This window comes from Streptomyces sp. NBC_01481, assembly GCF_026339995.1.
Taxonomy (GTDB): Bacteria; Actinomycetota; Actinomycetes; order Streptomycetales; family Streptomycetaceae; genus Streptomyces.
This window is the reverse complement of sequence record NZ_JAPEPT010000003.1, coordinates 134,743-146,296: the sequence shown is the minus strand read 5'-3', so window position 1 is coordinate 146,296 and position 11,554 is coordinate 134,743. Positions and strand designations below refer to the sequence as shown.

The 11,554-nt window shown below is 69.3% G+C and carries 9 protein-coding genes; all 9 read right to left on the bottom strand.

Translation table 11 applies throughout. The features are described from left to right. Positions 1-164 precede the first annotated feature (164 nt). The 9 genes from OOK40_RS17220 to pepN all read right to left on the bottom strand — a co-directional run bounded on the left by OOK40_RS17220 (position 165) and on the right by pepN (position 11,551). Positions 165-986 (bottom strand): ATP-binding cassette domain-containing protein, encoded by an 822-nt coding sequence (locus tag OOK40_RS17220; RefSeq protein ID WP_266482129.1) that lies wholly within the window; start codon positions 984-986, stop codon positions 165-167. After that, positions 983-2,074, bottom strand: a complete 1,092-nt coding sequence (locus tag OOK40_RS17215) for an ABC transporter permease (protein WP_266482126.1) — start codon at positions 2,072-2,074, stop codon at positions 983-985. Before OOK40_RS17215 ends, OOK40_RS17220 begins: the two co-directional genes overlap by 4 nt. After that, positions 2,071-3,033, bottom strand: a complete 963-nt coding sequence (locus tag OOK40_RS17210) for a sugar ABC transporter substrate-binding protein (protein WP_266482122.1) — start codon at positions 3,031-3,033, stop codon at positions 2,071-2,073. The genes OOK40_RS17215 and OOK40_RS17210 overlap by 4 nt, the downstream gene beginning before the upstream one ends. A gap of 127 nt (positions 3,034-3,160) precedes the next feature. Then, positions 3,161-5,041 carry a non-ribosomal peptide synthetase gene (locus tag OOK40_RS17205; protein ID WP_266482119.1) on the bottom strand — a complete coding sequence of 627 codons (1,881 nt, stop codon included), beginning with the start codon at positions 5,039-5,041 and terminating at the stop codon, positions 3,161-3,163. A 431-nt stretch (positions 5,042-5,472) separates the two neighbouring features. After that, positions 5,473-6,180: a thioesterase II family protein gene (locus OOK40_RS17200; protein ID WP_266482117.1), complete on the bottom strand. Its 708-nt coding sequence runs from the start codon at positions 6,178-6,180 to the stop codon at positions 5,473-5,475. 81 nt (positions 6,181-6,261) lie between these two features. Beyond that, complete coding sequence (locus tag OOK40_RS17195) at positions 6,262-6,954, bottom strand: 4'-phosphopantetheinyl transferase superfamily protein (protein ID WP_266482113.1); 693 nt, start codon at positions 6,952-6,954, stop codon at positions 6,262-6,264. Between the two features lie 35 nt (positions 6,955-6,989). Further along, the gene (locus OOK40_RS17190; protein ID WP_266482111.1) at positions 6,990-7,964 is read right to left on the bottom strand and encodes a nucleoside-diphosphate kinase; all 975 of its coding nucleotides are present in this window, start codon (positions 7,962-7,964) and stop codon (positions 6,990-6,992) included. A gap of 18 nt (positions 7,965-7,982) precedes the next feature. Beyond that, on the bottom strand, positions 7,983-8,927 hold the full coding sequence (locus OOK40_RS17185; protein ID WP_266482108.1) for a hypothetical protein: 945 nt from the start codon (positions 8,925-8,927) through the stop codon (positions 7,983-7,985). A gap of 2 nt (positions 8,928-8,929) precedes the next feature. Next, positions 8,930-11,551, bottom strand: coding sequence for an aminopeptidase N (pepN, locus tag OOK40_RS17180; protein WP_266482106.1), 2,622 nt, complete (start codon positions 11,549-11,551; stop codon positions 8,930-8,932). Positions 11,552-11,554 lie beyond the last annotated feature (3 nt).

Genomic DNA, 11,554 nt, shown 5'->3' with positions numbered 1-11,554 from the left:
TAATGTGGAACCAAAGGTTCCTGTGGAACATGGTGCTAACGGCAATCCGCAGGAACGGCCGATCCCTGAATGAGACAGGCTCTACGGAGATGCCGGATAAAACAGTCTGTCAAGACGTCTTGCCGACGCGTTTTCGGCGCGCCTCGGGCAGTCCGGACAGCTCCTCATGCCCTTTCCAGTTCGTGGCGGAGGTCGTCGAGCTCGCTGCCGCCGGCCATCTGGCGGGTCAGTTCGTCCAGAGTGATGTCCTGGCGGGTGTGGCTGCCGGACATCCTGCCGCGCTTGAGGAGTACGAAACGGTCGCCCACCAGGTACGCGTGGTGCGGGTTGTGGGTAATCAAGATCACTCCGAGCCCGGCGTCCCGCGCCGCGGCGACGTACTTCAGGACGACGCCCGACTGCTTGACGCCGAGCGCGGCCGTCGGCTCGTCCAGGACGAGGACCTTCGCACCGAAGTGGACGGCCCGCGCGATGGCCACGCACTGGCGCTCGCCACCCGAGAGGGTGCCGATGGGCTGGTCCACGTCGCGCAGGTCGATGCCCATGCGCGACAGCTCCGCACGAGTCATCCTGCGCATGAACTCCACGTCCATGCGCTTGAAGGGGCCCGCGCCCTTCGTCGGCTCGGAGCCGAGGAAGAAGTTCCGCCAGACCGGCATCAGCGGAACGACCGCGAGGTCCTGGTAGACCGTGGCGATACCCAGATCGAGGGCCTCGCGCGGTGAGACGAGCTTCGTCACGGCGCCCTCGATCGTGAGGGTGCCCGCATCGTGCCGGTGCAGCCCCGCGATGATCTTGATGAGGGTGGACTTGCCCGCGCCGTTGTCGCCGAGCACGCAGGAGATCTCACCCGCGTGGACTTCGAGGGACACACCCTCCAAGGCGCGGACGTTTCCATAGTACTTGCTGACGTCGTCCAGTTCGACGAGCGGCGTGCGGGCCGGCACGGCTTCCTGCCTGGTCACGCCCTTCCTCCCGGTCGTCATGACGTCGCCTCCGCGCGCTTTCGGACCCAGTGGTTGAGCAGGGTCGCCAAGAGCAACATCGCCCCCAGGAAGAACTTGAACCAGTCCGGGTTCCACTCGGCGAACACGATGCCCTTGCTGACCATTCCGAAGATCAGCGCGCCCACCGCCGAACCGACCGCGGAGCCGTAGCCGCCGGTGATGAGACAGCCGCCGATGACCGCCGCGATGATGTAGATCAGCTCGTTGCCGACGCCCTCGCCGGACTGCACCACGTCGTACGAGAACAGCAGGTGCTGACCCGAGACCCAAGCGCCGAACGCGACACCGAGATAGAGGCCGATCCTGGTCCTGGCGACCGGCACACCGACCGCGCGGGCCGCGTCCTTGTTGCCGCCCACTGCGAAGATCCAGTTGCCGGCGCGGGTGCGCAGCAGGATCCAGGTGGCGACCGCGACCAGGCCGAGCCACCAGAGGACAGTCACCTTGTAGTCGACGCCGCCGACGGTGAACGACGAGGCGAACACCGCCTTGGCGGAGCTGAAGCCGTCCATGTCGGCGATCGACTTCGTCGACACGGTGCCGCTGATCAGCTTGGTCAGGCCGAGGTTCAGTCCCGTCAGCATCAGGAACGTACCGAGCGTGGTGATGAAGCTCGGCAGCTTCGTGCGGGTCAGCAGGAGGCCGTTGAAGAACCCGATGGCCAGGGCCACCAGGAGCGAAACGCCGACGCCTACCCACACGTTGGCGGACATCCGGTAGCTGAACATCGAGGAGCACAGCGCCGAGCTCGTCACCAGGACGCCGGCCGACAGGTCGAACTCGCCGCCGATCATCAGCAGCGCCACCGGCACCGCCATGACACCCATCACCGACGCCGCGTACAGGACGGTGGAGAGGCTGGAGACGCGCAGGAAGCTGTCGGCGACGACCGCGAAGACCAGGAAGACGGCGACGGCGCCGACCACCGAGCCCAGTTCCGGCCGGCCCAGCAGCTTGCGCAGCGGTGACCGCCTCAGCAGGCGTTCGTCGGGCTGCGCGGTCGCGGCGGGTGGCGGGGGCGCCCCCGGCCCGGGTCCCTTGGCGAGCTTCTCGTCCAGGCCGTTCATCGGGTGCCGCGGGCGGTGTACTTCTCGAGCTCCGGCACGTCCTTCTCAGTGACGATCGCGGGCCCCGTCAGGACCGGCTTGCCACCGCCCAGGACATTCCCGTTCGTCTTGTACAGCCACAGTTCGTCCACCGCGAGATAGCCCTGCAGATACGGCTGCTGATCGACCGCGAAGCCGACCTCTTCCGCCTTGAGCCTTTTGACCACTTCGGCGTTCAGGTCGAAGGTGTCCACTTCCGCCTTGCTCCCCGCGTCCAGCTTCGCCTTCACCGACACCGCCGCGATCGATGCACCCAGGGTGATCACCGCGTCGATGTCCGTGGACGCCTGCAGTTTCGCACTCAGCGAGGACTGCGCAGCGGGTGCATTGGTGCCTTCGACATTCAGGTTCTCCACCGAGCCCTCGAAAGTCTTCTTCACTCCGGCGCACCGTTGTTCCAGCGACACATTTCCCTGCTCGTGGATTACGCAGAGCGCCTTCTTCTTCCCGCGCCGGCTGATTTCCTGACCCACTGCTTCACCCGCCACCGACTCATCCTGACCAACGTGGCTGAGCGCACCGAACTTCGCGGAGAACTCCGCTCCGGAATTGATCGTCACCACCGGGATCCCCGCCGCCGCGGCCTTGCCCAAGACGTCCTTCATCGCCTCCGGCTTGGCCAGCGTCACCACGATCCCGTCGACCTTCTTGTCCACGAACGACTGGACCAGCTCAGCCTGCCCCTTGGCCTCCTTGTCGTTGGCGTAGAGGAACTCGACATTGTCCTTCCGGGCCGCCTGCTTGGCTCCGCTCTGCACGATGTCCCAGAACGTGTCGCCTTCACCCGAGTGCGTCACCATCGCAATCTTCAGCCGAGGGGTGTTCACATCCTGGGCGCTCCCGCCGGCGTCACCGGAGCCGGCTTCGTCGGCCTTGCCCCCGGAGCTGCTGCACCCGGCCACGAGCGCGATCACCGCCATGCAGGCCGCGATCCCCGCTGTCCTGCCCTTGTTACCAATGCGTACTGCACGCACGTTGTTCCACCCAATTCCTCAGGCCGCCCCGTGGCGGCTGGAGTTCGTACACGGCTTCCGACGACCGGTCCGTTCAGCGGTCGGCGGCCGCACCCACCGAGGTCGCGGCCTGGGCACGTACGCGCTCGACGAAGTCGGCGAGCCGCGGTGCTTCGAACAGGGCGCGCGCGCCGATCTGTGCACCGATCTCCGTGCGCGTGCGGCGGATGACCTTCGAGACCAGCAGTGAATGTCCGCCGAGGTCGAAGAAGTCGTCCCCGAGGCCGACTTCGGCGACTCCGAGTTCTTCGGCCCAGATGCCTGCCACGGCCGCTTGCAGGGAATCGCCCTGGGGGGCGTCCTGCGCGGCGGGGGAAGCAGTGCGGGAGGTCGCGCGGGCCTGTTCGAGCAGGGCCTTGCGGTCGACCTTGCCGTTGGGCGTCAGCGGCATGGAGTCCACGATTCGCAATTCGTTGGGAACCATGTGACCGGGCAGCCGGTCGGCCAGGAACGCCCGGAGGCCGTCCGTGCCCGGGCCGCCGGGGCGTACGGTCGCCCATGCCAGCAGCCGGGATCCCACCGAGTTGCCGGTGTCGGTCGCGACGCAGGCGTCGATGACGTCCGGGTGGGCCTTCAGCGCCGCACCGACCTCGCCCAGTTCGACGCGGTAGCCGCGGACCTTCACCTGCTCGTCGCGCCGCCCCACGTAGAAGAGCCGTCCGTCGGCGTCCGCTCGCGCGAGATCGCCGCTGAGGTAGGTCCGCCGGTGGTCATCGGGACCCCAGGCCGCCATGCGGAAGCTGCGTGCGGTGGCGTCGTCGTCGCCGAAGTACCCGCGCGCCAGGCCGGGCCCGGAGATCCAGATCTCGCCGACCTCGCCCACCGGGGCCGGTGCGCCGTCCTCGTCCCGCAGCGACACGTCCAGGTCGGGCAGCGGCACCCCGATGGGGCTGCCCGCGCCGGCGGCGGCGTCCTGCGCCGTGATGGGGCAGTACGTGACATGGACCGTCGTCTCGGTGATCCCGTACATGTTCACCACGCGCGGCTGCTCGTCGCCCCGGCGGGCGAACCATCCGCTCAGCGTGGCCGGGTCGAGGCGTTCGCCTCCGAGCACGATCAGCCGCAGGCGGTCGAGGCCCGCCGGCCGCAACTCGTCGGCGCCGGCCAGTGCCGCCAGGGCCGAGGGCGTCTGGCTCAGTACCGTGACGCCTTCACGGTCCATCAGGTCGAGCAACTCGTCGGGGGCACGGGCCTCGTCGTCCTCGACCACGACGAGACGACCGCCGAACAGCAACGCCCCCCACATCTCCCACACGGAGAAGTCGAAAGCGTAGGAGTGCAGCATCGTCCACACGTCCTCGGCACCGAGGTCGTAGATCGCCGACGATTCGGTCATCAGCCGCGTGACGTTGCGGTGCGTTATCTTCACGCCCTTGGGCGTGCCGGTCGAGCCCGACGTGAACATCACGTAGGCGAGGTCGTCAGGGGCGACCTCCACGCTCGTCGCCGGAAGGTCCGAATCCGCGGCGTCGCCGACGAGCACGAACGATCCGGTGTGCCATGCCTTCGCCCGCACGACGAGTTCGTCGTCGGTCACGATCACGCCCGCCCCGACCCGTTCGGCCAGGCTCGCGTGGCGGATGTCGGGGTACCGGGGGTCGAGCGGCACGTAGGCGGCACCCGCCATCAGCACGCCGAGGATCGCGGGGATGACCAAGCGGCGCTGGACGAGCACCGGGACGAGGTCACCGGGGCGCACGCCTGCCGCGACCAGACGCGCGGCCATGCGTCCTGCCAGGTCGTGCAGTTCCTCGTAGGTCATGGAGGTTCCACCGGCGGTGAGCGCGGTGGCCCGGGGGCTCCCGGCGGCCTGACGGGCGAACCACGTGTGCAGCGTGTCTGCCGATGCCTCGGGCTTCGCCGTTGGACGCGCTAGGTCGTTGACTTCCGGCACAATTTCCCCCAGAGATTGCATTTAACCTGACTTCGGATTGCAGAAGATAATAGACGAACTTCATCGTGTCGCCACGAGTAATTCCACTTGACTCAGGATGGTTCGCCCCATTCCGTCGGCATGGGATTGCCCACACCGACGTTGTTCGGATCGGGATCATTCGGCGCCCGCCCACCGCGTGGCGGGGTTGAGGCACCTGGCCACCGGACCACCCGTACCGGCGACTTCAATAGGAGGCGTATGCCATTTTGCCCCATATGCTATTTCACCCATTCATTCACAGCCGAACGAGTGTAGTCGACAACCTGCTGGTGTTGCGCCATAAGCGTGCCCATTTGCGTCGCAATCACCATGCACTGAAGCTCGTGTTTGACGTGCGAAACCCTGCTGCGGACATTTGCCACCGGAAAGGCAAACTCGTCGCGGTCGGGAGGCCCGGGCGGATCTGGACATCAGCCGGCGAATTCGGCGATCGCGGCGAAGCGGCGCTCGACCGCCTCGACGTACTGCGCCCTGTTGACGGGATCGAAGAGGGCGAAGTGGCCGCCGGGGAAGACGTGCACCTCGCACTCCGCGGCCGAGTGGGCGCCCCACCCCGGCAGCACGTCCTGGTTGACCAGACGGTCTTCTCGTCCGCACAGCACGGTGATGGGTGCGTCGATGCGCATGCCCCTGCTCCGCTCGGCGCTCTCCCTGCCGAGCCTGAGGTCCGCGCGCAGGTTGTCCAAGAGGGCCGTGCGCCATCCCGAGTCCTCCAGGATCACGGACGGCATGTCCCCGCCGAGTTCGAGCAGCCGCAGGACGTCCTCGTCGCTGGAGTGCTCGGAGAGCCAGCCGATTCCGTCGCGAGGCTCCTGCCCTGACGCGATCAGACCGACGCAGTGCTCGCCGAGGGCGTGCGCGAGGTGGAGACCGAGCGTCGCACCCAGGCTGTGGCCGAGTATCAGCGTGGGCAGTTCGGGCCGACGGATCGCCGCGAGGCTGGTGAGCACCTCGTCCAGGGTGGCACCGGGCGACTCCGTCCTGCGGCGCTCCCGGCCCGGGAGCGTGAGCCCGAGTATCTCCACGTCGTCGGGGAGATCACCGAACAGCCGCAGATAGCGGTTGGGGCCACCGCCGGAGTGCGGCACGACGAGGAGCCGGGCGCGGGGTACGGGCACGGGCTCCCCGTACGGTCGCAGCCGCGACCACCATTGTGGCTGGGCGGTCGTTCGAACACGCACTGTGGGGGCCTTCCTGGATCAGATGTGGTGGCGATGGACGGCGACGGCGACGGCGGCGGCCATGTCGTCCGCGCCGAGGGGAACATCGGCGATCTGCCAGCCGGGCGGGGCGGCCGGCTCCGGTGTCGCGCTGACGTAGTCCTCCGACAGCGGACGCGAGAGACCGGTTCCGATGCCCTTCAGGTAGGCCTCCTTCCGGCACCAGGTGCGGGTGAAGGCCCGTGGCAGTTCGGACTCCGGGAGCCTGCCCAGCTCGGCGCACTCGGTCGGGTGCAGGGACGGGACGAGCGGTGCCGCCGCCTCGGCACTCGCGGTCTTCTCCACGTCCACGCCCACGGGCGTGGTGGCGACGGCGATGAGTCCCAGGTGGTCGCTGTGGCTCAGGGAGAAGTGCAGCGGATCGCCCGGCACGCCCGGCCGGCCATGCGGTTCGCCGCAGCCCGGGCAGGCCCGGCGGGTGAACGGCACGGCGGCCGGGGCCACGCCGAGGAGACGGCCGAGGACGAGCCGCAGCGCGAAGTGGGTGACCGCATACGTGTCCCTGTCCTCACTGCGGCGGAACCGAGCGGCCCTGGCCCGCTCCTCCTCGCTGAGCACCGCCGCCAGGGCACCTTCCCACTCCCCCGCCAAGTCCTCGGCGTGCACCAGGAACAGAGAGGGAGAGGGTTCCGGTCCCGCTACCGGGACCGGAACCCCTGGAGGCAGTGCCATGGCATCTCCCGGGGCGAGCCGCACGACGGACGGGATCACGTGAGCCAGGAGCCGGGTGCCGGATTGCCGATCACCTTGATGGCGCCGGGCTCGTCCTCCAGGATGTGGCTGGCGCCCACGATGGCGAGATCCCAGACGTCCAGCTTGAGTTCGAGCGAGGCGAGGACACCGGCGAACTCCCGCCACGGCAGCAGTTCACCGCGCTCCGCACCCTCCAGCCACGCCCGGATCCGCCCCGCGGGCTCCGCGAGGTCGGGACGCTCGGCGGCGCGCTCCGTGACCAGCTCGTCGATGCGCCGCGCGGCGGCCGCACGGTCGAGGTTGACCCCTCCGAACTCGCCGGAGTGCAGCGCCCGGTCGAGGAGCTCCTCGTCCGCCGGGGACGGGACGCCTTCCGTCAGCCGGCCGAGCAGCCGGTGACGCGGTGCGGGATCCATCAGCAGGTTCAGCTCGCGGACCAGGTCGGCCGGCTCATCGGCACAGTGGATCATGCTGCACAGCCGGTTGGGACGCTTCAGGAGGCTGCGCAGGCTGTCCGCGGCCTGCTGCGAGATGTCCGCCTTCCCCTTGAGCGAGCTGAGGTGGACGGTCGCGGGGACGGCGTGGCTGCCGTGGCTGCGCAGGAGCAGCATCAGGGTGGGGCCGGCCTGCAGCACGATGTCGTTGACGGCGAGGCGGTCCAGCGAGGCCAACGTGTGCTGGTGGCGCCAGAGTTCACGGCCGGTGTGCCGGTTGAAGTGGAACATGTCGGCGCCGACGACGCTGAAGTCGTGATCGGTCAGGAAGTCCAGGATGACCTTGAGCTTCCCGGTGGCCACGCCGTCGGGCTTGACCAGCATCAGCGCGGAGCGGTGAAGGACCTCGTCCCGCCGGCCGCCGAAGGCCTCCTGGCACTCGCTCAACCCTTCGCGGAAACAGGTGTCGAGCTCGTAGTGGTACGCCTTGACCGGCATACGCGTGAGGGTGCTCCAGTTCGTGGGGCCCATGTCGCCTATCACTCTCTCGTTCATGGTGGTGCGGGTCCGGTGTCAGCCGTGCAGCACTGCTGCCAGGCGTTCGAAGTTGATGTCCAGGTCGGTGGAGAGGCCGAACTGGAGGACTGTCATGTCCGAGAGCAGCACGCGCAGGTCGCTCTCCACCTGCTCCAGTACGGCGGGGCTGTCCTTGCCCGCCGCGAAGTCGCTGCGGCACAGGTCGAGTACCGCGTCGACCTCGAGTGGCCGGACCGTCTCGTGGTCCCGGGTCAGCACGAGCAGGGCCCGCGGGCGTACGGCGGGCCGCAACCGGCTCTCGTAGAGAGCGGGCCATTCGATGCGGTTCTTGTCGCGCGCGGGAACCTGCGCGGCCGGCGCGTCGGCGAGCTCCGGCCTGCTCTTGATCAGAGCCGGGTCGAGGTAGGCACAGCGGGGGTAGCCCCAGAACCGGCCCTCCGTGTCGTCGATGTGCCGCATCATGGCGTCCTCGCCGGCGAAGTCGGCGCCCTTGAAAAGGCCCCATGCCGTGAAGGTCGACTTGCCGACACCGCTGCCCGCGGTGACCAGGGCGGCGCGGCCGTCGACGGACAGCGCGCCGGCGTGCAGCCCGTAGTGCCGGTCGGAGCGGAGCGTGAGGACGAGGAAGGCCTTCTCGACGAGCCAGCGGCCCCACACGATGGGGTCGTTGAGGTCGGAGCGTGCCAGCGTCACCCGTACCGTCCAGCGCGCGGGGGTGATCGCCGCCCGGGAGCTTCCGGTGTCGAGGACGACCACGTCCGAGGTGTCCCAGTGCTCCGGGAAGTAGGGCGGCGGCACGGGTTCGCGGTCCGTGTCGGTCAGCTCGATGGACAGGTGCACGGTCTGCGGCGTCCAGGGCGACCGGGCCACCTCGCCGGTCCGCAGCGGGGCACCGAAGAGCCTGCCCACCACGGCCTCGGCTTCCGGGGGCGCCGTGCAAGCGACCTGGTACCCGTAGAACTCGTAAAGGTCTTCTCGCATGCCTATCCCCTCCGGGCGCGGTCGGTGGCCTGTGCTCGCTGGGCGCGCCCGGCGTCGTCGTACTGCTCCAGGATCAGGCGGCGCAGCGCGGGCGGGGCCGCGGCGTGGCGCTCCAGCCAGGCCTCGGCCCTGTCGAGCGCGGTGCGGCCGTCCGCCACTGCGGGGTACAGACCGAGGACGATCTGCTTGGCCATCTCGTGGCTCCTGGTCTCCCACACGCCGAGGACCGCTTCGAAGTACCGGTCGGTGTACGGCGCGAGCAGGGCGGGGTCGAGGGTCTCGGCGAAGCCCGCGATGACCGCCCGCTGGAGCTGGTTGGGCAGGTCGCCGCGGTCCACCACGGCCGCCCAGGCGGCTGCCTTGGCTTCCGCGTCGGGCCGGCCGGCACGGGCCGTCGCCGCGTGGCACTCGCCCGCGGGTGTGGGGTCACGGCGCTGCTCGGCCGCGATGCCGTCCTCGTCGAGGCGTCCGGCGGCGGCCAGGCGCACCACGATCGCCCAACGCACCTCGGCGTCCACGGCGAGCCCGGGCACCGGTGTCGCTCCGTCGAGGAGCGCGGCGAGCAGATAGAGGTGCGCGTCGGTGCGGGCGGCCGTGACGAAGGCCCGCATCCAGGCGAGTTGGTGGTCGCTGCCGGGCTCGGCGGCGCGCAGCCGTTCGAGGGCGGCGCCGGCCCAGTCGGCCGTGAGGCGCACGCGCTCGGCGGGGTCGGTGAAGTGCTTCAGGGCTTGCAGGACCTGGCGGTGCAGTGACTCCACGACGCCGATGTCGCTCTCCGAGCCGATCGCGGAGAGCACCAGGCTCAGGTAGTCCCGGGCGGCCAGCTCTCCGTCCCGCGTCATGTCCCACGCCGCGGCCCAGCACAGGGCGCGGGGCAGCGGGTCGGCGAAGGAGCCGAGGTGCCGCGTCAGAGCGCGCAGGGACGCGTTGTCGAAGCGGACCTTGGCATAGCTGAGGTCGTCGTCGTTCAGCAGCACCACGTCGGGGCGGCGGCGCCCCACCATGTCGGGTACATCCGTGTACGCGGCGGCGGCGACGTCCAGTTCCGTGCGGTGCGTGCGCCGCAGCTCCCCGTTCTCGCCGTCCAGCGTGTAGGAGCCCACCGCAATGCGGTGCGGGCGCAGCGTCGCCTCGCCGGGGACGCCGGGCGGCAGGTCCTTTGCCTCCTGGCGGATGCGGAAGGCGGTGATGATGCCGTCCGCGTCCGTCTCGATCTCGGGCCGCAGCACATTGATCCCCGCGGTCTCCAGCCACTGCTTGGACCAGGTGCCCAGGTCGCGCCCCGAAGCCTCCTCCAGTGCCCCCAGCAGGTCCCTCAGCCGCGTGTTGCCGTAGGCGTGAGCGGCGAAGTAGGCGCGTACGCCCTCGAAGAAGGCGTCCATGCCGACGTACGCGACCAGCTGCTTCAGGACGGAGGCGCCCTTGGCGTAGGTGATGCCGTCGAAGTTGACGAGGACGTCGTCGAGGTCGCGGATCTCCGCCACGACGGGGTGGGTGGAGGGAAGCTGGTCCTGGCGGTACGCCTTGGCCTTCTGGTGGTTGGCGAACGTCGTCCACGAGTCGGCCCACCGCGGGTCGGGCCCGAGCGCCTGGCAGGCGAACGAACTGTACGTGGCGAAGGACTCGTTGAGCCACAGATCGCTCCACCACGCCATGGTGACCAGATCGCCGAACCACATGTGGCTGAGCTCGTGGAGGATCGTCGCGGCCCGCTTGCGGTGGGCGGCTTCGGTGGCCCGCGAGCGGAAGACGTACTTCTCGTGGAACGTGACGGCGGCCGCGTTCTCCATGGCCCCCGCGTTGAAGCCCGGGACGAAGATCTGGTCGTACTTCTCGAAGGGGTAGGGGTGACCGAACCGGTCCTCGAACCAGTCGAAGCCCTGCCGCGTCACCGCGAAGATCTCGTCGGGGTCGAGGTGTTCGGCCAGGCTCTTCCTGCAGTACAGGCCGAGCGGGATGGTGCGGTCGCCACGCCGGTGCTCCGCGCGCACGGCGTGGTAGGGGCCGGCCACGAGGGAGACGACGTACGTGGAGAGCCTGGGTGTCCGCCCGAACGACCAGACGGTGGCGTCCCCTTGGCGCACGTCCCCGTCCTCGTCGCCGGCCTCTGCGACGGTGTCGGCGGCCGAGTTGGAGACCACCGTCCAATCGGCGGGCGCGGTCACGGTGAAGCGGAACTGCGCCTTCAGATCCGGCTGGTCGAAGCACGCGAAGACCCGCCGGGCGTCAGCGACCTCGAACTGGGAGTAGAGGTAGATGTTGCCGTCGACCGGGTCGGTGAAGCGGTGCAGCCCTTCGCCGGTGTTCGTGTACGCGCAGTCCGCCACCACCCGCACCTCGTTGCGGCCGGCCACGAGGTGCGAGAGCTCGATCCGGGAGTCCCGGAAGACCAGGTCCGCGGCCAGGGCACGGCCGTTGACCACGACCTCCCGGACCTCGGGAGCCCGCAGGTCGAGGAAGACCGGCGCGTCCGGGTCGGCGCAGTCGAAGCTGATCTCCGTCACCGACGGGAAGGTGGCGGAGCCGGCGGCGTCACGCAGGTCGAGCGCGATGTCGTACGTGTCCACGGTGACCGCGTGAGAGCGGTGTTCGGCCTCTTGGGCCGTCAGGTTCGTCCCGGGCATGCG